Here is a 22828-nt window from a genome sequence, read left to right on the forward strand (position 1 = left end):
TTGCACCCGGTATGCTCAATCGCGAACACCGAGTAGCGACGTCCGCCCACATTGTCCGCCTGCCTCTTTGCCTCGGACGGATTTCGGAGTTGTCGGGATGCTCGCACGCACGCCGCGATCCAGCGCACTTCTTTTCCTGTCCGCAGTGCTCCTCACAGACCGGCTGGCCGCGTCATCAAGAGCAGATTCAGCCAGCTCGACCAGGCGAAGCCTCATATGGGACGCGCCGAGTCGCCTGCGAGTCCCAGACCGCGTTCAGCCTCTCAGACGGCTTTGCAGTGCCCGCCGATCGACGACGAAGTTCTAAGGTTCAGGTCTGGCTGCGGACCTGCCGCTAATCGACTGACCAGTGCCCGCGTGCCATCAACCGCGACGACGCCGCAGTCATACTCATTCCTCTGCTGGCTTATGGGCGCGTCTTGCAGGTTGACCGCGACTCGTTCAGCGATCCTGCTGCGTATCATTATATCCTAGAACTGAGTCATAGTGATAGGCAACGAGCCGAACGCGGCGATCCACCAGCAGGAACGACCAATGGGAGCCAAGGCGATTGAGGTCTGTAGCGCTAGCATCATTCACCGGCAAGAACAGGAAGTCGGCTGTAGCCGGAGGAGGAGGACGCGACCGCTGTCCAGCTAGCGGCCGGCGCCTCTATCCTCGTTCTATGCTTGGTTGTCTTCCGTCGTTAGTGCTGCACGCACGAGGGATCGGTCAAACAGAAGAATAAGTCGCAGATACCATCCAACGGGTCATCCGCGCATTGAGGATATGACGTATCGGCTACCTGCACCTTGGTGGCGACCGGTTGGGCGGCAACCTCAGCAACAAAGGTCGGCACCGCCGCCGTTCCAAGCGCGAGGGCGCTCGCAGTCACAATCACGAATTTCTTCATTCTAGAGTCGCTTCCCTAGGTTGGCCCCAGCCGTCCGCCACGTCTATATGACCTCACCGCAAGTGGTAAAATTGATTTTCTTGATTGGGTCTATCTACGGAATGGATACGTTTGGATATCTCGGCAGGGCCTCGCCTTAAGTCAATCGGAGTCAGCGGAGCCGTTTATGCTCGAGCTCTCGCCCAGCCATCGAAGCTATCGATACATCTGTCGAAGCAATCGAAGCATTGATCCTGGTACAAGGTGCGTTGCATTGGTTGGGACTGCACGGGGTTCCCGACGGCCCCTGCGTCACTTTCCGGATGAGCGTATACGCGATTTCTTCACCGCCGATACGACCGATTGCGGAGATCGCTCTACTAGTTCCTTTTTCTTATGGCTGCGCTGCAGGCCACACCGCAAGGCTTTCGTCAATGCAGAAATGGAGCCATCTTGGCTTTGATGTGATGAGCAACAAATGGCTCCATGAGGGACCGATGGATCTAGACCTTACGTGCCCCGCCGGCGGCTGGATGTTGTACGTGAAAGGCCGACGTGATTTCGATCCTCCGGAGGGCATGAATGTCGAGTCCATGGGGGATGGCATCGTGGTGTCCGTAACCTCCGAGATTTTCTCAGATGCCCAGCCGGAGCACGTCGACGCAGCAAATCGGCTGAACGAGGCTGTTGTTTCAGTGCGGACGGCGGAGAATGAATTAGCCTCCCAACCGGACAGCCGGCGGGTCAGTCCTATCCGGTGAAAAAAAAAGCGTCGGCACCCGCGAGTTTGCGGAACCTGCCCAACCATGTAAGGGGCCAAAAAGGGCCAAAACCGCGAAATTTTAACCTACTAGGCCTCCAATGATCGACTAATCGAGAGGAAAGTCTATATTTTGTCGATGGCTTACGTAGCAACCGAGGAGCACAAGACTAGTACGGCCGGGGGCATCTCGGCCGTCGACAAGGTTGTTTTGGCCACGGTCAACGCACCGTTCAAGCGGGATATCAGCGCGGCAACGCTCCAGCACTGCATTGCGCGGGCGGAGCTTCGCGAGTGGCCAGTCCACGTCGCGACGTTCTTCACCGACGTTTCGCCGCACTTGATTTTGAGTTTTGCTGCCGGTCACGGTATCTCCAAGTCCAAGCTTGCCGAAGCGTACGTGGTCATGAAGACCAAAACGGGCGAGCAAAATCTGGATTTGGAGAGCGATCTTGTCCCACTGGCGGCTGTTGCTCGATGGAGCAATTACCGGTTTAGAGCGCTTTCGATCCAACGGACAGCCTGTTCCTGATTGGGTGCTTGGAGGCGGTACCGCTCTGATGATTCATAGCGCGCACCGCCTCAGCAAAGCATTTGCGCTTGGGCTTGCCGTCGAGGACAGCTGAACGATCTCGATCGAACCGCAACACGCCATCTTGGCGGCGTCCTTGATGTTGGCCTGAGGCCACGGCAAAGGCGCTGCCCGACGCCGTCCAGGTCGCCGAGCCCACGCGAATCCTCGCGCTCCGTCAGGAATCCCAGTAGAGCACAATGTCGCTTCCACGCAACGCCAACCGGTCACGAGCCCGATGGCTGTGACAAGATCGGCTATTCCGACCAGAGCCAGCGTCTCGAGCGGCACGTTCGGGCATCGATTCACGATCGATGCAAGCCTGGCTCGGCAGCCTTCCTTACGCAACTCAAGCTCAGGATCGTTGCGCCTCCGCCGGGCTGCGTCTGCCAGACTTTCGCACTGCTGGATTTAGCGACGATGGCGCCATCTCGCCAAAATCAGCTCTGCGATGAACAATGGACGGCCAGCACAGTCGCAAGTGCTTCAATTTCTTCAAGCGATGAAACTCGTCAGCTGATCGACAGCTAAACCCTCTAGCAATGAGACCGTCTATATCCGGACAAGGCTGGGCTTGATGGGCTCAAAATCTGGAACAGAAGAAGGAGCGGGATCCCCTCAACATGCCGCCCCGTCGAGAACCAGATCCGCTCCATTTTATAGCCGTTTGTGCATGTCTCGGTTTCCGACCCTCGCGGCTCGCTCAAATCGGATCAACTTGTCCGATTGATATCGACAAGGCTACCAAAGGGAAAATGGAATGAACCCGTTTGACAATATCGGCCCGTCTGCGGCTTTTACGAATTGCGTCGAGCAGCAACCAGAAGAAACCGGGCAAGCAGACTTTGAGCAGCGGCTTGGAGAGCCTCAGCCGAGCCTCCAAACATCAGATGCGTCCGGGGCCGGATCGTCCCGGACTGACACGGAAGGCAATTTGAGAGCGCAGGCTATTCAGGGGGACGAACGGTGCGCAGCTACATCCTTTATCAGGACGCGCGCTCAGCTTGCCGCGACGCTGACCTGCGCAACCGTTGCGGAACTCAGAAGAGAAATCGAACTCGCTGCGCAAAAATCGGCACGATGGTCGAAAGCAACTGGGCCATCAGCCGGCGGCATCGATCGTGGCCTCGTTTACGACGAGGTGGTGGCATCGTCGTACGCTGAGCTGCAGCGCTTTCAGAATCACGCCAGCCATTGCAAGCCACATGTACTGGACCGTCAAAGCGCGATGGACCATTTGCGTTCCATGGCGGCTTTGCGTTACGACGTCGCCCCCTGGAATATTTGGGGAGGCCAACAACTTGATCTGGGTCGCGCAGCGGCAGCGCACATGAGAGGGGACACCTATTCTTCGCCTTTTGTATCACTGTCCGAGGAGGCCTCACAACTGCTCCTGTCGCCGGACGATGACAACGAGTATGGCGCCAAAGCAATTGCGGAAAGCGCGAACGAGTTGCACACCTACACGGTGCCACGGGTCACCACCTGGACGGCCGAAGAGATCGTCAGTATCCTTGAGGACGGGACCGAGAATGATGAACCCAATCTTGCATGGGTGAGCGATACCCCAACCGAGGAGCGCGAGGTACTGTTTCTGGGCGGGAATCTGGATGACTATCGGACCGCTAGCGAATTGAATCCATACAGAAAGTCACAGACGAGAGGATGAGGCTAAAAGGGTGCGAGAAAGCGCGACATCTCTTGTTGCGCTGCTTGGAAAAATCGGAAGCAGCGTTCGCGGCATCTATAATGCCTGATCGGAGTGGCCAGCGGGGGAGCTGACCGGGTAGCGCACGTCGACCATCAAAGTGTCCGCCGAGATCTGTATCGTCTTCAAACTCGTCGCACTTGTCGTCGGAGGGAAGCGAGGTATTTCGCTCGCCGATAGCCCAATATGGCCCCGTTATAATCGCCAGAGCTCCACGCTCGAGCCTGACAGCAATGCCGGCAGAGCACAACGAGCTTCCCGCCACGCCGACGCGGTCGTGGCCGTCACAGGATCAATGTTTGCAGAGAAGCAGCTCCGCCCTCACCGGCTGGGACACTCGGAAGAACGAAAAACCCCAGCATCTTCTGGGGGCCTGGAGGCCGGAATGCTGGGGCTCTCGTCGCCTTATCCAAGAGAAGCAAACGGATAGGCGGGCTCATTGTGCATTGCGAAGTCGATTCGTCAAACCAGAGCGCATAGTTTTCTTTTGGCATGCCAACCATCCGAAGCAATCCCTCTGGAGGTTTACTTGTCAGTTGGCGGCGCACATGCAGGCCTTTCGCGACGAGCGCGACGACATCCGGCCGTATCGTCTTCGGGATCACGCACATGTTTCTCCGGCTGCCGCGCTCAGCGGCTGGCTTCGTGCCCACGCGCCGATCTTCGGCGTCACCAATGGCCTCATAGAGAGCTTACTTGCCCGTGATTGGAAATGATCCGGCTCTCCGGCCGACGAGCGTCTCGTGGATTTGGTGCGTGTTCTCTTCCTCCGAGCTCCATCCTTTGGGAGATGGAGCCTGAGGAGGCCCGGTGCGGCTCAGGTAATCCGCCGAGCCGACTTGGAGGCATGAAAGCTGCCATCGAACGGCATGCTGCCGCAAGACAAGAAGCTCACTAGATTCCCAGTCGCCCTATCTGCGCTGACACGTGCCCAGCGTCGGGAAGGTGGTACAACGCCTGGCCACCGGCTGCGGTGCTCAACAAGGACTTGCAAAACGCAGGTGTGAGCTTGCCGCGGTGGATCACGACGTTGTTGTGCCCCTCGGCGGCTCGAGCGTTCTGCCAGTGCCGATTATAGCCGCGCTGTTCATCGGACTTCACGTGGCAAGCGGCGAAGTCACGGTCCCCCAGCATTGGCAATTGCCAGGCATGTACCGGCCGCTTGGTATGGATGTGCACCCACATCGGGCTTGGCCTCGCACCACTGCTCAGCGCCTTGGGCTGCAGCTTGACCTCGAACAGCTTCCCTGGCTCTCCCTGCAAGGCTCGCGGTGGATCGACTGGCGCCAATTCCCCCTCCGCCCGCAATTGTTCAAGGTACCTTTGCGACGGAAACGCATAGGTCTTCATGCAATCGCTCGTGATTGCCGCCTTTCGCCCGCTCAATGAGTTTGCCTGCCCCTGCACCTCGGACCACATCGCCCTGAGCCGCATTATTTTTTCGTGCACTTCGGGCAGTTGCGCCGGCGTGAGCAGGCCCCGGCGGCGAGGCTCCTCCAGCGCGACTACACAGGCCTCAATCTCGGCCGCCTGCGTCTGCAAGCGCTTACTGACGAGATCCAAGACGTGGTCGGCGTCCTCGGGCTTCATCTGGCGCGCCTGCGAGACGGCACTTTGCTGAGCCCGCAGATCGAATTGCAGCAGCTCGTCCAGTCGCTCGAGTAATCCCGCCAGCGCTTTCCTGGAGGGCGGAGCCTGCCACATCTGGAGGTGCTCGGTAGCAGAGGTTGACGCGCTCGCCCGTGCCTCCTCCGCGGTCGCGAGTTTTTTGGTACCGAGGTCCGAGAGCACGATAACCTTGCCGGTCGGCGCCGTGGCCGCATCGGGCCTGGCGAGTTGCGGCTCGGGCGGGCGCGCCGTCGAACTCCCCTCGCCTGCGGCCGCTGCGCGCCTTCCTTTGCCCTTTCTGCGCGCTCTGCTGCTTTCGCCCACCATGGCGGTATTTTCCGGCAACGCAGCCCAAGCCGGCGGTTCAATTGTGGCTGCCAACTTTGGCTGCACTGCCAGCAACCGCATGACTTCGTTCGCCGTAAGCCACGCACCTTCCACGATCTGGTCCAGCAACTGCAACGGAAGGTCAGCTCCTGATCCGGCTTCCCTCAGCGTGGCAACCATGGAACTCACTCCTGAAGCGAATTCCGAAAGCCGCTCCATGACACCTTCCAGAACGGCGCGATGCTCGGCGTCGAGCGATGCCCCGTTGCTGTACATTACGGCATGGCCGGTCGAGACGAATGCTGGAAAAACATCTTCGATGAAGGTCCCGAGCAGATGCACCCGCCCGTTCTCGTCCATGAGGGCTTCGTGCGCGTCTGGCTCCAACGTGCTCGCTTGCGAGTCAATCAAGAGCTCTGCGAGAGCTATCCGGGTTTGCAGATACATGCACTTCGTATTGAGCGCATGGCCGGTATGCAGCCTTAGTGCGGCCTCTTCGGCCTCGCGCATCGCGGGCGTAGCGCTTGGCAAGTCCGCAGTAGCCGCGCAGACGGATTGCATCCGCTCCAAGCGCAGTGTCTTCTTTCCCCACCACTCCATGTGGGCCGCATAATGTTCCGCCACGCTTGCAACCGAGCGGCTCAGCTGGTGGGGCGTAGCGATGCCTTTCAACCTCTCGAGGCATCTCAACGCTTCTTTTCTCTTCGTCTCCAGTTGGTCAACAATCTGCCTGGCCACGGTGTTACATTGGGTGGCTGCGTCAAGCACGTCATCGCGGAGAAGGCGGGCCCGATCGTCGGGCAGAATGCGACGCGCCAAATTTGGGGGCAGATCGGCGTAGTAGTCCAGAGCTGCTGAGCCTGCCCTGACGACTTGGTCGATCAGCTCTTGCGCCTCGGGCAAGTCCCGGGCGCGCATGGCCGCTCGACGACAAGTTTCAAGCTCCTCAAGCAGGCTCTCCAATCTTTGCCTTGCTGCTCTGATCTCGTCCCGCGTTGGCACCACCACATCTGAATCTGGTGGCTGGTGCGCGAGTGGCACGGCTCGCTCCTGAGGCCCGGAGCGCATCCGCTCCACGACGGCGTCGAAGGATCGACTGCGTTCTCCAGGGAGGACGCCGAGTTCCACGGTGCTGTCGGCTGCTGCCGCCCCAACGTGCGATTTCCCGGATCGGCCAATGCCCGTCATGCTTTATCTCCGATTAAGTCGACGATGTGCAGCCTGTCTGGATAGACCGCTTGGCTGACGAGTAGCTGACCAAGAGCGTTCTCCAGGGATGCGCAAAAAAGCTTATGTGGCCTGTGGCTTCATTTCCCGTCGCAGCTCCTATGTTGCTGAAGTGCGGGGATGACCGCGTAGGTTGCCGAATAATCAGCTGAAGCACATGACCGCGGACTGACCTGTCCTGGTCGTGATCTGCTTTTCCGAATGCGACAGTACCGGCCGCGAGGCGATCCGTGATCATCCTGCCTCCAGAGCAGTGGTGTGTTCACACGAACTGGATCCAAATGCTGGAGAACACCAGGCAACGACTGTGGTCAGGCAGAAATTGGCCAGCGTAGATCGATCAAGATCTACGACCCCCGCACGCGTCTCACTATCCGGCAAGGAGACTTCGAGAAGAGTTTACGAAGCCAATGGCAACGCACCGACCGTGATGAAACGTTGAAAGCCGATCAGCAACAACATTAGCCCCCGTGCGAAGCGAGCAGAACCGACGTTGCGCAGGTCCCTTTCAAACTACATCTCGCCGAAGCCAGCACCCATCCAGGCTCAATCAGAATACCCTCATAGACATATGGCAGCGAGCGTACCAAGCGCACCGAGCATCAGCCCGATCAGCGAACCGGTTGTCGGAACGTCTCTAAAGAGGAGAAGAGTGAGTATCGGCTCCACCACCAGAATAGCTCCCACCGATATTGCGACAATGATCCAGATATTCTTCAGATGCATGTAGCCCAGCGCGTATCCGAAAACGAGAAGGATGCCACCGAAAGATATCAGCAGAAACATCGGCAGGAGCATTGTCACATCCCCGCCGGCTTTTCCAAACCGCCTTGAGGCAATCAACTCGGCGATGATCGAAATCGCTTCTCCAAGGAAAATCGCTGCCACCGCTACAATCTTCAATATGAAGCTCATCGGCCTTTACCGTTGCAGCTATCCAGGAGGCCCGGAGATAGGGCATTTGGGGGGCACCGTTGGCGTTGCCTTTTTCGCTTGTCCGGCGCCTGCACGGCGCCGGGCCGGCTCAACTGTCGCTCCTTACACGGGCTCGTCAACGCCCGCCTGATTGCCGACCGGCTCGCGACATGCAGCGATTGTTTGGCGCCGATCAAGCCGCTTTCGCTAGCGGCGTCAACGAATGCGGTTCAAGACGAGCCCAACCGCACCGCGTGCCGCCTGCCGCCGACGCGATCAGGGACTAGGCTGCAATCCGCACTGGGAGTGAGGAATAGCCGTGCACGAAATTAGATGCGATTCGCTCGGGTTCGCCGACAACGCTTACGTCTAGCCCTGCACGCAATATTTCGTCCCAGAGGATATTCAACTGCAGTTGTGCAAGATGCCGACCAACGCACCGATGGATACCAAATCCGAACGATAGATGCTGCCGCACATTCTTGCGGTCGATCACAAAGCTGTCGCCATTCTCGATGACTTCTTCATCCCGGTTGCCAGAGATATACCACATAACGACCTTGTCGCCCTTGCTGATCTGCTTGCCACCCAGAATGCAATCTGCCGCGGCGGTGCGGCGCATATGGGCGATCGGTGTCTGGTATCGAATAATCTCCGACACGGCGCTCGACACGAGCGCAGGGTTATCGCGCAGTTTTCGCAGCTCGCCGGGGTACTGATTCATGAATAAGACGCCGCCGGTCATCGAGTTGCGGGTGGTGTCATTGCCTCCGACGATCAGCAGGATCAGATTGCCGAGAAACTCATCCGGCTTCATATGGCGCGTGTCGGGCGAATGTGCCATCAAAGAAATCAGGTCCAGGCGCGGCTCGGCATTAATGCGCTCGTTCCAAAGTCGCGTGAAATACTCAAGACATCCGGACAGGATTGTCCTTCGCCTTTCCCAGCTATCGATGGGATGGCCGGCTCTCGGAGGTGTGACAGCTACATCTGACCAATAGGTCAGGAGCCGTCGGTCTTCGAAGGGAAAGTCGAAGAGCGTGGCAAGCATCTGCGTCGTCAGCTCGATCGAGACCATATTCACCCAATTGAACGGATCATTGCGCGGCAACCCGTCCAGAATCACCCTGACCCGCGAGCGGATCAGACTTTCAAACTTCGCCAGGTTATCCGGTGCAACTATCGGACTTACGGTATTGCGCTGCCCGGCGTGTTTTGGAGGACCCATCTTAATGAAGCTCGGGGTCCAATGCTCGTCAGGCACATCGACGATCGTGACACCCTGTTCTGACGAGAATGCCTTATGGTTTGTATCCACCGCGACAATATCGCGGTACTTCGTGACGGACCAATAGGGGCCATAGCAGCTGTCTTGGCAGTAGTGAACGGGATCCTCCCTTCGCAGCCGCTCGAAGTACCCCCATATGCTATCATCCTGAAAGCGCTTGGCTTCGCTAACATCCAGCTTGCTCAGCGGGATACTCGACGCCTCATCGGCTCTACGTGCCGATCTCGCTTTCATGATGGTCTCCACAGATTTTGTTCATTCGAGAGCATACGGGTCCGCATAGTCGCTCTCCACGACCGCCCTGATGTGTTGGTTGCGAGCGTGTCCTCGCTCCAACAGAGTATCTCAAAGCGCGAGCCGGCCTCTCCTACCATTTCTGGCAGGACAGATCGCATTGACTTTCCAAGTCGATCCAATCCAGTGGACCTTAGAACCATCACGGCAACGCTGGCATCGCCTGAGATCGGCTATATCGTTGCTCGAAATCAAATAGCTGACATGCCACCACAGCTCTCCAGGTCTTGAAGATCTCAAATGCGAACCTCTTTGGCTCCTCACGGCCGCATTGAAGCTATTTTTGGGCCGCAGCGCGTGCGGCGACAATCATTAGCGCTGCTCATCCTCCATGACACCACTTAGCCGCAGCACCACCGAGAGTACGCAAATGTTCTATTCGACCCGACAAACGCCTGCTTGATCCAACATCCTGGCGGGCAGCCCAGCAACTGAACGAGACAGGAGCTCTCGAGGACGATCGTCTCCAAGGCTACGATGCTCAATCGCTATCCACCCAGTTCATGGCCGCGGAACCATTCGCAAGGGCGATGGCTTGCGCGACAAGTAAAAGGGATGGTCCGGACCTGGCACCGTCATCGGCAGAACTCCAAATAGCCGTTTCGCCCGGCCAGCTTCTGATCAGCATCGCCGCTGCTCGGCAAGCTCTGCGCAGACCATTGTGACGAGGAGGCCAGGCCTGGCGCCCGGCTCACGCGAAAGCTAGACGAGGATGTCAGTGACAGCGAACGGCACTATGCGCAGTCAGCACGTAGAAAGCGGCATTCGACCCCGAGAGATCGGCGCCACGTTCAGCAAACGCGTTGTTGAACCCGGCGCATTGCCGACCGCCCCTTGCTCTCCTTCCAGCAGTTCCACCTGAAAGGATCAAAGAGAATGACGGCATACCCGACGACGTTGCAGAATCTGCGCGCGGCCGATCCTGGTAGCAAGATATTGGAGATAACCACGACCACCGGCTGCATCGTCAGATGTTCTTATTGCTCCCAGGACAAGTTTGCAGATCGCCAAAGGCTCGTATCCCAAGCCAAGCATCTGGGTGTTCAGGATTTCAAGCAATGTCTATCACGCGTACCGACAGCTACCGGCATTAGTTTTGCCGGATATTCGGAGCCCTGGTTGCATCCGCATTGCAGCACGATGGTTGAGCATGCTTACGCACGCGGCCACGACGTCCGGATCTTCACGACCCTTGTTGGAATGAACGGAACTGACGTTCGGCGCTTGCAAGTGCTCCGGTTCAAGACTTTCGTCGTTCACGTACCCGACGACGGCACCTATATGAACAGCCGCCTCGTCGGAAAAAACTACATCAATGTCATGCGCCGACTGATTGAGGCAAACATTCCCTCGATTCAATTTGTGGTCCTGGGTAAAATCCATCCTGATCTAGCCGACGTAATCCCCGCCAAAATGCTACAACGCTTGCGACCGCTGAGTAGCAGGCGAGGACGTATAGATCCGAGAATGATCACCTCCCGGCAGCCGATCGGCGGCACTCTGACATGCAATGGGAAACAGCAGCATCGGAATGTCCTTCTTCCAAACGGCGATGTTACTTTGTGCTGCATGGATTTTGAGCGGCGTCATGTCCTTGGGAATCTTTTGTGCGACGAGTACGAAGATCTGTTCGAAGGCCGGATATTTAGCGAAATCGCCGACCGCATGAACGGTACGGATGGCTTTCTGCTTTGCAGGACGTGTGAATTTGCCAAACCGGAGCCGGAATGCTGTAGGACCCCCGCCCGCGCGCTGTGAGGAATGGCCATACCGATGGAAGCTCGCCGCACCAGCTGGACTAGTACCAGAAGGCGGATCAGAGCCGCGCTTCGGCGAAATGCACGAGCCGGGACCTGCCCGTAAGAGAGCTCAACTGGTGCGACTGGAGGTGGTAGATGCTTTTTCCGCAAGATGCGCGGACGATTCGGCTTCGCCGTTGATCTCGTGCCTCTCGATCGATCCAAAAGCCCTTGCCGTCTTCAGTAATTCCAACGAGCCGCTCTCAAATGGGAGTTCGAGCGTACAAGAGAGCGTAACGGGCCTGACCCACATGCCCGCCATGACGAGACCAACGTTGCGCTTGCAATTCAGCGAGGTGAGTAGCTGCAGAATATTCCATCCACGATCGATTACAACGACATCGACTTGCCGATCTTGCCAGGAAAACCCGCACACGGCGGCGCTGGTGCCCTCCCACAAACCATGCGACAGACTCGTTCGCCAGGAGGTCATCACCTGCACATCGTGAGAGCTGCTGCAGAATCAACTGCGACATTGTGCGCTGATCTTTTAATTGGACGCTCATAACGCAAAACGTTTTGTGCCGGCTGCCGTTCTCATGAGGAGGGGACTATCCAGCTGCGTTGAAGGAGCTATCCTCCGATCGATCGAAAACTCGGCCAATAGCAGACCGATCATCACGATGACAGGCGCGGGATCGTTGCGATCGCGAGCTGAGCGTTGGCTGGAGATCCTCGTCATCGCATTGCAGCTCCAAGTTTCGTTGAAAGGTTTGTCATCCTGCGCTCTCCTTTCGCGGCACGCGAACACACTGCATCGCGTTGGGTAACCGCCCTTGCTAGCTATCATTCTCTGTCTTGCTTGCGGGCCACGTCAGGTTTTGGACAGCTAACGTTAGTAGCGAGCTAGCTACCGAGACCGATGCAGGCGAAGACGCGGCCATGGAGCGATTCAACAACATCAACCCTACCGACAATCGTTCCGCTGTGTCCGAGACAACCGTGGAACAACCGCAACCGCAGCAGGTCCACTTTGAGCAGCAACTGGCAGACGTGCAACAACTGGGGCCAATATATGCTCACAGGCAAAAATACGATGTCAGTGAGGAAGACGATAGCCTGATCCAGGCAGCGTCTGGCGCCGCCCTCGAGCAAAGACTACCGCCGAGTTCGGCAACCATCGAGATTTACGATCGCCGCCTTCGCAAATTGGCTCAGGCGCTGAAGCAGGATGGCAAATCAATGGCGGCGCTCGATGATGATACGTTGCTCGATTGCGCCAAGAAGCTCTTGCCAACGGATAAGGTTATCGCCCCAGCATTGTTGATGGTCAGCCGCTACCGCGAGCCCGGCGCCACCGCTCGGATCACCACGACACATTACCGTCCATCGAACGAAGACGAACGCCTCATTAGGAAGGCCGCCGAGGCAGGCTTCGGTCGAGGGATCGATGCGAAAACGGCCGGAAATTACGCAAGCAGCCTCCGGAAGCTGGCAACAGCTCTTCGTCCCCTATCCATTGCCAGGCTCAGTGCCGACAAGTTGCGCGGTCACGCCGATACCTTGTTCCCGGGTGACAAGAGATTTCGCTACGCCTTGAGCAGACTCCGTGACTATCGCGCGATCATCGTTCAGGACAATTTGGAAGGACAAGGAGATGGCTCGCATCCGCCAACACAGCCGGCCGCGCGTTCGTCCATGCTGACTGTCGAGAACCAGCCTTTGGGGAATGCTGCGGATCAGGGCGTATTGCTGGCTGGCAACTTCAATGCTCCGCAGATTTGGGGTGAAATGGATTTGGCCGCTCGTTCTCCCCTACAAGGTGTCGCGCAGGATGTGCTTTTCGACAACGCGGCGCGGAGCGGAGAGCTTGCGGTCTCCGGCTTCGATGCACCGTTACTTTGGCAGGGAATGCGCGCCCCCGCTTTCTCGTCCGTACAGAGTTTTGCTCAGGAAGAGCTTTTCGATGCTACGGATCGCGAGAGCCTGCTGGCAGCCGCGCCTTACGATCGATCGTCGCTTTCGCGAGCGATGAGCTCAGCCTCTCATTCGGACCTGCAAAGTGCCGACCAGGCGGAGCTTTTCCAGGGCATTGATCGAGATGATCTGCTGCCAGGGATGACCTTCGATGCACCGGAACTGGCATCGCGGGTGAATCCGGTCGTCCCTTCGTCCGTGCAAAGCGTAGCCCAGGAAGAGCTTTTCGAAGCCGCCGGTCTGGAGGGCTTCGCGGTCGCGGACGATCTTGTCGTTCCGGAGTTTTGGCGGGAACCGGACTCTGCTGCCAACCTGCCCATTGAGAGTGCCGGCCGAGAAGAGTTTCTCGATGCTGCAACCTCACCGCCGAACCCGCGATTGCAGAACCTTGCCTCTGAACAGTACTTCCCACGGATGATGGACCAAGGCGGTGCCGCCCCGGCCACAACGCCACTTCCAGTCAGCGAAAGCTTTGATGCTTCTTTGGTCGTTCCAGATGACTTCTCCCACGGCAACCAGCCCGCGCCGGATATGATGCGCTCCAAACTGGGCCATTGGGGTCTGTTACCTGACGCGACGCAGCCGGTGAAGACCTACGACATTCACGGTGAACCCTATACTGCTGTGTTAGGACCCGGAGGGCGCAATGATATTCAGCTTATTCATCTGCGCTCTCTCGCCGTCGGCGACACGTTTGATGTTTCATTCGCCGTGCCGAAGGACTTTTCCCATCACACCCAGCCAGCTCCAGACATGATGCTTTCTAAGTTGGGTAATTGGGACTTCTTGCCTAATGCGGAATATCCGGTGATGAACTATGAGATTGCCGGTGAACGCTACACGGCTGTATTGGGACCGAAAGGGCCCAACGACGTTCAACTTATCCACCACCCTAGGTTCGCTTTGCGGGGTGAAGCTGCCCTTGCGACGCCGACGGCGCCCCTGCATACCTATGGCGGCCCTGTACCCGGGTTTAATCCATCCGCCACGCTCGAATTACGAAAGGACGCCCCTTCGGCACCGGGGCCAAACCTTCCACTTCCGTCTGCGGCTTCGGCATGGAGCCATCAGCCAGCCCCGCAAGTGCCTGAACTTGGAGAGTTGTTCGGCCAAGACTGGAGGCACGGCCCCCGAGAGGCTTCGCCTCTCGTGATCGACATGCTCCAAGACCTGGGCCTTCTGCCGAGCCAGGGCGTCCCCATGACCTGTTTTTTGATCCACGGTCAGCCCTACACGGCCGAAAGCCTGCCCGGAGGCCGCATTCTTCTGTTTCATCGGCCGCAATTTGACTGAGTGAGGTGCTCGTTGGCACCTTGCACGGCTACTCAGGCCGCCGAAACCACATCGAATCGTTTGCTTTCAGAGAACTTAAAACGGCAAGCGCATCAGAGGAGAGCTCGGCAAACTTGTCTCCGCGAGCGCGGAGAAGACCTTCAAAGACGCCGCTGGACAGCTTCACCTTCAACGTCGGTGACGGCCAACATGTCCTTCATATTGAGAATGTCGGCATAGAGATGGACGCCGTCCACGCGGTAGGCGATGTTCGTCGACAGGTTGGCAAGGTTGGTGTCCCGGACATACTCCTTGATTTCGATATCCTTGAGCGGCAACGCGTCGATCTTGGCGCCAATGCGCTTTGTCGCCCGATCCTTATTCCAATTGCGGCCTGCCTCTAAAGCTCCTGTTCAGCGCCGAGCGCCCTTTCGGTAATAAAATCAGATGCAACCGCAAATGGTGTGTCCCTGGAAGTTCCGCCAGCCTCGAACGGGAACAGCTTTATAGAACATATCAGGAACTCACGGGAGGCCCTGGCTAGCGATACCTACCAAGATCCGGGTCGTCGGGTGGGCTCGCACGTTAACTAGATTATTCTCATCATTTTTTGACGAGTAGCTTGCAGATGACGAGGATACCCCCATAATCTCTTCATAGGATGCAGAGATTATGCCGTATATTCACAACACTCCCGGCTGGCCCAGCTTCAACTGGAACGTTCAAAGCATTGCTGATCGGCTCGCCGCAGTCCGCCACAAGCAGGGGCGCCTCATAGGCCGCATGGAGCGCCTAGGCTTCCCACTTAAAGCAGAAGCAACACTTCAAAGCCTCACCGAAGAAGTCGTGAAGTCCAGTGAGATCGAAGGCGAAGTCCTCGACCGCAACCAAGTGCGCTCGTCAATTGCTCGCCGATTGGGCGTGGACATCGGTGCGCTTACACCGGCTGACCGGAATGTCGAAGGCGTCGTCGAAATGATGCTCGATGCCACAGAAAAATATGCCGATGAGCTGTCAGCCGAACGCCTCTACGCTTGGCATGCGGCGCTCTTCCCCACCGGACGAAGCGGCATGACCAAGATCGTGGTCGGTGCCTGGCGCACCGAGAAGTCCGAGCCCATGCAAGTCATCTCTGGACCCATAGGGCGAGAGCACGTGCATTACGAGGCTCCCGCCGCCGCACGGCTCGAAAATGAAATGCGCGCCTTTCTGGCCTGGTTTAACAGCCGGGCTGACATGGACCTCGTTCTCAAAGCCGCAATTGCCCATCTATGGTTTGTAACCATACACCCTTTCGAGGATGGAAATGGACGCATCGCGCGAGCCATCGCCGATCTAATGCTGGCGCGTTCCGAGAACATCACGCACCGCTTCTACAGTATGTCGGCCCAGATCGGTCGCGAAAGGAACGATTACTATGCGGTTCTCGAAAGAACCCAAAAAGGCGACCTGAATATCACCGAGTGGATTAAGTGGTTCCTAGATTGCTTGGGCCGTGCCTTTGACGGGGCCGCGGTGGTCCTCGCCAGCGTTCTGCGGAAGGCTACTTTCTGGGACGAACATGCGGGAAAGCAACTCAATGAGCGTCAGCGGGCCGTTCTCAACCGGCTTCTGGATGGCTTCCATGGAAAAATGAGTTCATCCAAGTGGGCAAAGTTGACAAAGATTTCCCAAGCCACGGCTTCGAGAGATATTGATGAACTCGTTGCACTCGGCATCCTGAAGAAAGACGCAGCAGGCGGCAGAAGTACCAGCTATTCTTTGATCGAGCCGATGGTAGAAAGCTCATGAAGGACAATCAAGAAAAAGCCTTCGAGAAGACTCTCTCCACGCAACTTGTCCGAACCATCGATTTCGTCAAGTTCGCCGAAATCAAGAATGCCGCCCTTCTTACGTTCTCCTCGGCTTGGATCATCGGCACGATCAACTTGCTAACGAGCCAGGCCAGCTTGCCACTGGGTTACAACGTCGCATTCTGAGCGGCGCTTCCTCTTCGCTGTGGGCGGTCTGGTTTGTATTCTGTCGTTTGTCCCGCAGGTGTTGCCTCAGTTTTTCGAGACGGATGACGACTCCATCAGCTTACTGTATTGGGGCGCCGCGCCGGGCACACATTCAGGCGCTGCCTTTGACCTTATTCCATATGCGAGGCGCTCCAGACCCTGAGGACCCGGGGTGCCAGTCTGGTATCGACGAGTTTGCTCCAGGACTTGCCTACTTCGATCCAGCGGCATTTTCGCGCGGGCAAGGTCTCCAGCACTTTTTGGGCAATAGGTGCGAGACTCGCAGCTTCGGAGGTTGGGTCAAGCCCAGCATCTGCAAGGATTTTTAGGGCTGCCTCTTTGGATCGCATCCACGCCGCTTCGGTGAACCTGCTCTCCGAGAAATACTCGAAACAGGTGCGAAACGTCAGAGCACGGCCGACGACCTTATGGTTTGGTAATCCCGTCTCACTGAGCCATCGGCGCAAATGGTCGCACCATTCCTTGTTGCTGAAGTCGAGAAGATTGCCACCTTCGAAAATCAAAAGCGCCGCCATGCCGGCGATCTCACATCGCACGTCTTCATCTTGTTTTTCGAACCAGTCGCGGATTGCTTGCAAGGGCGTCCTCGGCATCTCGGCCGCGCCGGTCCGCTTGAACGGGACGACGTTTTCCAGTGGGGGCATGCGCGGCCAAGGCTTCCCGTTTGCGTCCCATAAGACCCAACGCTCTGCGATCGCTTTTGCTTCTTCCGGTGACCTGGTCCGCCAAAGTTCCTTGAGCGCCTCGTCGACGTAATATGAAACATCCGCCTTCAAGCCACATGTACGCGCGATTGCTGCTAGGCGTCCGGCGTCAAGGAGCCGGGCCGCGAAGTTGTTCTCTGCGTTCATTTTCCGAGGTCTTTCGCGCCCTCTCCAGCGCGTCCCGTTCATTCTGCTCTAAACGCGCCACTAACCCGCTATTCACGCCGTTGAAAGTTAGCGGCGACGTGACAAGACGCCCGTCGGTATCGGCCGAGCAGGCGCCGTCTGCCTTATGTCACGCGCCACTAACTTCAGTGGCCAGCCACGGCCGCAACTTGCGATGGTAGCCATGCCCCGGAAAGCTCCTAGGCACGGCTAGGTGTGTGCATTCTTCGTGCCAAGCAATAGTCGACAGTTTGGATGACGTTTGTGCTGGGTTTGTCAGCTTCCCGACATACTAAGGTCTCGATCCTAGCAGTAGAGTTTGTCCGCAGCGGGCTCAATCTTGATGCTGCCGTCTCCGCAACCACGCGAGCGAACCTCGCTGGTGGATCAAAAAGCCATCCCGTTTTCGCTATTGGCGCTTTAAATTGGCACCCCTGCAGCAACGCTGGGCTCCCTCATGGTTAGTTTAGTCCGTCCAGTTCGTACAAAATTCCTGCTCCAAACTGGTTGCGGTCACTCTTTGACACACAACCTGCGTTCGAATCATCTCAATAGCAGTCTGGCCATTGGTGATTTGTGCTTTCTGTCTCAGGCGTCTTCAAAATCTTTCGACAACGACGGCAGTTTAACGTCGCCGGCACGTGCATACGAGAGAGATGCACTGATACTCAGTTAGGACAATTTTCATTCGTCGAATTTTGGACATCTTAATGAGCGTATCGGGTGCGGAGACTCTAACAACAGATCGTTCCTTTCCGAGGAAGATCATTTCTTTCTTCCATCGCCAAAAAGGGAATGGTTGGCTCTCAACTCTTGAGGAGGTCGATCGGCGCCGTGTTGTGTTTGCCTTAGTCGAACAAGCAATTTATCGAGTTGGCGCGTCGGCTTCGCCGACTTGGCTCGACACGCGCCGAGCCTCCCATCCCGGCCTTCGATCACGCCCCTCGCGCGGGGCTCCGCCCCGGCGCCCACGAGGACCGTTCGCTCGCCGCGGCCATCTCCCCAGCTTTCCGCGCTGCGCTTGTGCAGGCTGAGTGATCCCCTCGGCAGCGATCGTCCCTGCGCGCGCCCCCCTGTCTCAGTGGGCTGGGCATGACGATTCAGCGTGGAAGTCTGCGCTGAATCCTCACCCCAAAAGGAAAACTGAAAAATCAAGAACTGCGTCAAAACGACAGCTTAAGGGTTTGCAAACCCCACCCGCGGCAGTGCCGGCACGATCTTAAGCGGGATGGTTCAATCACTGTGACCGCATTCGGAAGCACGGAACCTTCAGATGAAAGGACCAAAAAGACGCGGGATGCATGATACGAGCGCATTGTCGGGCGGCCGAGGCGTAAGCGCCATCATTGCGGGGCCAGCAGCTTGATCGGGTTGAGCAATAGTCCTCATCGGATCGCGGATCAGGCGCGGACGTACTTTGGAACAGCCCGTATGGAATCTTCAAATGACGGGCCCTGTCTCCGAACAAAATGAGGATAGCCGGAACCGCAGATCTTCCGACAACTGAGGTTCAATGAGGATCGATGGCCGTCATACGGTACTTTGGGACAGCAAGTTCGTGCACTCGATGCGCCTCAGGAAACGACGGCCAGAAACAATCTGGCCGTCTCTCACGATCGAAACCATCCGTCATGACCTGCGAAGGTGTTTGCACGGTTAAAGGATCAAGGTTTCGAAGCGCGTCCCCCTGCGCTGTTCTCTTCGTTTACCAGATGAACTTAGCGCCATCCGGCAGTTCGCAGATAAATTCGCCCTGGTTCACGAGTTCGGTGGTCCCGACAACAAGCTTCGAAGCCCGCACCGTGAGCCTGCCTTCGCGGCTGAGGCTATGGCGGATGTACTCGGTCACGGCATGTCCGGAGCTGTCCACCGTTTGGTGAGCATTGGCGAAGCTAATGCCGTTCTGGGGGGTCACCCTGAAGGCATTGATGACCAGACCAGCCTGAGTTGCCGACGCAGCTTTGCCACCCTCCGCGGCGGTACAGCGGCTCATGTCCAATACGAGCTTCACATTCTTGCCGGTCTGCAGGGCATTGAGCACCTCGATGTATTTCGGCGAGGGCTCATCGGCTCTCGCCATCGTGCTCACGCCTGCGGTCGAAAGCAAGGACAATACGATCGCCAGTCCTTTGCCAGTACACTTCATACGCTCTTCTCCCTCAATAAGTACCACAGATCGCACGTTGCAAGACGTCGTGTAAGCCGATTGGCGGATTTAAGACATCAAGCGCCTACGACAAAGACAATTTGCCGCAAATAGACGCAAGTGGGTGTGACGGCTATTCCGACGTCACAACCTCGTAGGTCAGGTTTGCTAAAGCGGCTCGCCCCCGTGCGAAATCGACTAGAACGATTTGATCGAGCGTCGGCTGCTTGGAAACCACAAAACGGTAACCGGTCGCGCTCATCCATCGCAAGTTCGACGGCCGAGAGGATGCCGTACTTGCGTCTTTGTAAGCAAACGACTTGAAAAGAACACGTCGGCCCGTCGCATCCGCCAGCTTGTCCATGTGATAGGCGGGCAATGACTGCTGACCCAGAGGGCGTGCCCGCAACGAGGTGGTGGTGGAGCGAACCTGACGCGGCGGTCCGAACAAGTTCAGTCAAGGGACCTGATCTCGGCCCATTCGAAACAGCAACGACAGAGAGCACAAGACAGCGCCGACTTGTGATCCCTGGCTTTTCGCGCCTTCCTTCTGGCTGACGATCGCCTCACTGATAAAATCCATCCGGCTCCCTCAAAGGCCAAGGCAAATGGCTTCCTTCCTGGTCCGTCAGCTTCTCGAAAGCTCCGCCTGCAATAGTCTGCGCCAATAGCCGGCACTCGAACGGAGACTGAAATGAATGTTGATCCCCGGAATGCCGCCGACACTCCATTCGAGGTTCACAACGTGCTGCAGCAGCCGAGCCGGATCGACAGGCAATCAGACGAGCTTAGCGCCCAGTCCAGCGCACCCGCACACAGTTCCGAAGATCAAGCAAGCTTTGAGCAGCAGCTGTATGACCTGGACCTCAATGACCAGGATTCGGTTTTGCCAAGGTCGGATTCAGTCTCGTCGGTGGCAAGCTCCGCAACCGGCACGTCGTCGTCTGCGTCGAACCAGGCGGCCCCGGAAGCCGGTTGCTATCCAGCCTCATCATTTGTCAGCGCGCGCGCCCAACTTGCCGCAACACTGACAGGTGCCACTCTTGAAACGCTCCGGAACGAGATCAACCTTGCCGAGCAGCAATCGGCACGTTGGTCACCGGCGACCGCACCTCCCGTCGATCGGGACCGCGTATTCGAGGACGTGGCGGGCTCGTCATATGTCACACTGCGGCGCTTTCAGAATCAGAACAGCGATTGCAAGCCGCGCAAGGAAGAAAACACTAGCGCAATATCGCATGTTCGTAACACGGCTCGGGATCACTCTTCCGTTGGATACCCGCTAGAGCGCTATCCTCTGGACCGGGCGCGCCAAGCTGGCTGGCATATGCGCGGCAAGACAACCGCATCTGCCTTCGTATCGTTGGTCGAGGATCCGGAAAAACTCGCCGTTTCGCGCGACCCTTGGGCAAGAGCGATCGCCAACCATGCGGACGCGCTGCACACCTACACGGTACCGAAGTCCGCGGTCTGGACGCCTGACGACGTGCTGAGCAGCATCGGTCTTGGAATGAATGCCGAAGATCCGGACCACGTCGACGGGGACGTCGATTTGATGTGCTCACTCGGCAGAACTCCAACCCGAGAGACTGAGCGCCTGTTCCTGGGCGGCAATTTGGAGAGTTACCGAACCGCAAGCGAAGCCAATCCCTACAAGCGCGGGAGTAATGAATAGATAATCTGTTGACCGCGCCATTTGGCAGGTTCGTTTGGGTTCATGCGCCGAGACGACCACCTCAAGGTAGACCTGGAGCACGGCACATCTCACGCGTTACAATTTGAGCATAGGGCGTGGCACGACCGATGTCTGATTAACTCGTCGATCGAACGGGGCAGCCCTCTACGCAGTGCGCAACAGGCGGTTGAGGGCTCCGAGACGGAAAGTCGCACTACGACGGCCAGGAGGAGCTGGCCGTTTGGGGCATCCTGGTATCTTGACTGCGTTCTGACATCGCACGGCATCAATTTGTTAATGGCCATCCCGCGTGGCCGAAGACGTGATGAAATAAGCCGCTGAACGCGAAGCATCGCCCCTTTTAGCTAGCTTGACCTGACATTGAACGGGCGATCAACGCTTTGGCCGCGATCGCATCAGCTGTCCACTCGTCCGCGGCAAGCGATACTGTTGCAGCAAGGCCGATCCGTCACTTGGATGTGTTCCATCAAAACAATCGATTTTGCCGGGGACGGCTAAACGGCTCATAGTCGACCGCGATCTATGGAGGCAGCATTCAAAAATGACGTCTGGCAATCGATTCTCTCCTCAATCTCTTGATGATCAAATTGGCTCGCGCGATCACTCGTCCGCATCTCGGCTGTTAGCCCGTGACCGTCACGTGAACGCATACCCGCCCCGGTCTTCCCGCAAAATTGCCACGCATGTGGCGGATCCGTCGATCGTCCGATTGTGACGCCATGGCTTTGCTCAAAGCCTGGCACGAACGACTGGCTCTTCGTGCACATCCATGGCTCTGGCGCCAAGCTTGATCGGACGACGAAATGGTGACGACCTAGACAGCGCGAGACAAACCGCCATGCGCAGGTCGATGGTCTGGTCCAAACTGTGTCACCGTTAGCTCACAAGGCTTTCGACTTTGATGGCACCGCCACAAGCAGTCGAAGGCCCTTGAATCTTACCTAGCGTCAGATTGTAGGATTTCCGACAGTCTCGCGACAGAATCCGCTCGCGTGAACTCTTCCCGACAGGTAGCAAGAAATGCGAACGTCTCAAAAACTCAATGCTCGGTGGCTCCGCCTCGTTACGCTCCTCGATGGCTTCTCTTCAGAGCGGACATCGTGCGTCGCCTCTGCGCACAGCAGAGGACGAAGCACCCCACGCGTAACCAGGGCAGGATCCAGCCGGCGAGAAGAACGGGGGCAGTCGCAATTTTGCTCATGCCGGTCACACACCGAGTTGGAGATCAAATCATTCATTCGCCGTTCATCCCGTGTGATGACACGGTGCCAGCGTAAGCACCTTAGGCGATGCGCGATGACAACACCGGATTCGATTCGTTCTTTGTTCGCAGCATTCGCTCCGCGGCGTGGGAGGACTTCAGCGCGTCCCAACTTCGGGACGCTTGGCACCTCGCGTGGCAATCCAGCGAGAGGATGCCTATCAGGCCGCTAGACGTACTGATCTTTTGTCATGCATCTCGGCCCTATCCAGCACTCGGCCAGATGCAGAGCGCGTGAACCGTCTTAAATGCGCAGGAAAACTTGCATTGTCGTGGCT

17 protein-coding genes are annotated in these 22828 nt (G+C 57.4%); 9 read left to right on the forward strand and 8 right to left on the reverse strand.

Going from position 1 to position 22828, the window contains the following annotated elements; genetic code table 11:
- Window positions 1–685 precede the first annotated feature (685 nt).
- Window positions 686–892 carry a hypothetical protein gene (locus ACVWZM_RS09530; RefSeq protein WP_253624679.1) on the reverse strand — a complete coding sequence of 69 codons (207 nt, stop codon included), beginning with the start codon at window positions 890–892 and terminating at the stop codon, window positions 686–688.
- A 413-nt stretch (window positions 893–1305) separates the two neighbouring features.
- On the opposite strand from ACVWZM_RS09530, the gene ACVWZM_RS09535 reads away from it, so the two are divergent.
- From ACVWZM_RS09535 to ACVWZM_RS09550, 4 genes are all read left to right on the forward strand, one after another.
- Window positions 1306–1632, forward strand: coding sequence for an Imm52 family immunity protein (locus ACVWZM_RS09535; RefSeq protein WP_253624680.1), 327 nt, complete (start codon window positions 1306–1308; stop codon window positions 1630–1632).
- Between the two features lie 132 nt (window positions 1633–1764).
- The gene (locus tag ACVWZM_RS09540) at window positions 1765–2163 is read left to right on the forward strand and encodes a hypothetical protein (RefSeq protein WP_456852873.1); all 399 of its coding nucleotides are present in this window, start codon (window positions 1765–1767) and stop codon (window positions 2161–2163) included.
- Window positions 2164–2962: 799 nt separating this feature from the next.
- Window positions 2963–3871 (forward strand): hypothetical protein, encoded by a 909-nt coding sequence (locus ACVWZM_RS09545; RefSeq protein ID WP_456852875.1) that lies wholly within the window; start codon window positions 2963–2965, stop codon window positions 3869–3871.
- A 587-nt stretch (window positions 3872–4458) separates the two neighbouring features.
- A complete protein-coding gene (locus ACVWZM_RS09550; RefSeq protein ID WP_456852877.1) occupies window positions 4459–4626 on the forward strand; it encodes a hypothetical protein in 168 nt (55 codons plus the stop codon).
- A 178-nt stretch (window positions 4627–4804) separates the two neighbouring features.
- Here ACVWZM_RS09550 and ACVWZM_RS09555 read toward each other — a convergent pair whose 3' ends face one another.
- The 3 genes from ACVWZM_RS09555 to ACVWZM_RS09565 form a co-directional block, all read right to left on the reverse strand.
- Window positions 4805–7033, reverse strand: a complete 2229-nt coding sequence (locus tag ACVWZM_RS09555; RefSeq protein WP_456852879.1) for a hypothetical protein — start codon at window positions 7031–7033, stop codon at window positions 4805–4807.
- A 600-nt stretch (window positions 7034–7633) separates the two neighbouring features.
- Window positions 7634–7987 carry a hypothetical protein gene (locus tag ACVWZM_RS09560; RefSeq protein WP_456852881.1) on the reverse strand — a complete coding sequence of 118 codons (354 nt, stop codon included), beginning with the start codon at window positions 7985–7987 and terminating at the stop codon, window positions 7634–7636.
- 283 nt (window positions 7988–8270) lie between these two features.
- Window positions 8271–9509 (reverse strand): cytochrome P450, encoded by a 1239-nt coding sequence (locus tag ACVWZM_RS09565; RefSeq protein WP_456852883.1) that lies wholly within the window; start codon window positions 9507–9509, stop codon window positions 8271–8273.
- Between the two features lie 936 nt (window positions 9510–10445).
- Here ACVWZM_RS09565 and ACVWZM_RS09570 point away from each other — a divergent pair.
- Window positions 10446–11327: an SPASM domain-containing protein gene (locus ACVWZM_RS09570; RefSeq protein WP_456852885.1), complete on the forward strand. Its 882-nt coding sequence runs from the start codon at window positions 10446–10448 to the stop codon at window positions 11325–11327.
- A 111-nt stretch (window positions 11328–11438) separates the two neighbouring features.
- Here the strand turns inward: ACVWZM_RS09570 and ACVWZM_RS09575 are convergent, their stop codons facing one another.
- Window positions 11439–11804: a hypothetical protein gene (locus tag ACVWZM_RS09575; RefSeq protein WP_456852887.1), complete on the reverse strand. Its 366-nt coding sequence runs from the start codon at window positions 11802–11804 to the stop codon at window positions 11439–11441.
- 446 nt (window positions 11805–12250) lie between these two features.
- Here ACVWZM_RS09575 and ACVWZM_RS09580 point away from each other — a divergent pair, with 446 nt between their 5' ends.
- Window positions 12251–14578 carry a hypothetical protein gene (locus ACVWZM_RS09580; RefSeq protein WP_456852889.1) on the forward strand — a complete coding sequence of 776 codons (2328 nt, stop codon included), beginning with the start codon at window positions 12251–12253 and terminating at the stop codon, window positions 14576–14578.
- A gap of 140 nt (window positions 14579–14718) precedes the next feature.
- Here the strand turns inward: ACVWZM_RS09580 and ACVWZM_RS09585 are convergent, their stop codons facing one another.
- A complete protein-coding gene (locus ACVWZM_RS09585; protein WP_456828199.1) occupies window positions 14719–14895 on the reverse strand; it encodes a hypothetical protein in 177 nt (58 codons plus the stop codon).
- A 334-nt stretch (window positions 14896–15229) separates the two neighbouring features.
- Between ACVWZM_RS09585 and ACVWZM_RS09590 the strand changes: the two genes are divergently transcribed.
- Window positions 15230–16348 carry a Fic family protein gene (locus ACVWZM_RS09590; RefSeq protein ID WP_456828198.1) on the forward strand — a complete coding sequence of 373 codons (1119 nt, stop codon included), beginning with the start codon at window positions 15230–15232 and terminating at the stop codon, window positions 16346–16348.
- Window positions 16345–16536 carry a hypothetical protein gene (locus ACVWZM_RS09595; RefSeq protein ID WP_253624690.1) on the forward strand — a complete coding sequence of 64 codons (192 nt, stop codon included), beginning with the start codon at window positions 16345–16347 and terminating at the stop codon, window positions 16534–16536. The genes ACVWZM_RS09590 and ACVWZM_RS09595 overlap by 4 nt, the downstream gene beginning before the upstream one ends.
- 152 nt (window positions 16537–16688) lie before the next feature.
- Here ACVWZM_RS09595 and ACVWZM_RS09600 read toward each other — a convergent pair whose 3' ends face one another.
- Together ACVWZM_RS09600 and ACVWZM_RS09605 are read right to left on the reverse strand one after the other, a co-directional pair.
- Entirely contained in the window at window positions 16689–17429 is a 741-nt protein-coding gene (locus tag ACVWZM_RS09600; RefSeq protein WP_456828196.1) for a hypothetical protein, read from the reverse strand.
- Between the two features lie 1723 nt (window positions 17430–19152).
- Window positions 19153–19593, reverse strand: coding sequence for a VirK family protein (locus ACVWZM_RS09605; RefSeq protein ID WP_456852891.1), 441 nt, complete (start codon window positions 19591–19593; stop codon window positions 19153–19155).
- A 694-nt stretch (window positions 19594–20287) separates the two neighbouring features.
- Here ACVWZM_RS09605 and ACVWZM_RS09610 point away from each other — a divergent pair.
- Entirely contained in the window at window positions 20288–21268 is a 981-nt protein-coding gene (locus tag ACVWZM_RS09610) for a hypothetical protein (protein ID WP_456852893.1), read from the forward strand.
- Window positions 21269–22828: the final 1560 nt, after the last annotated feature.

This window comes from Bradyrhizobium sp. USDA 4501 (assembly GCF_054062115.1).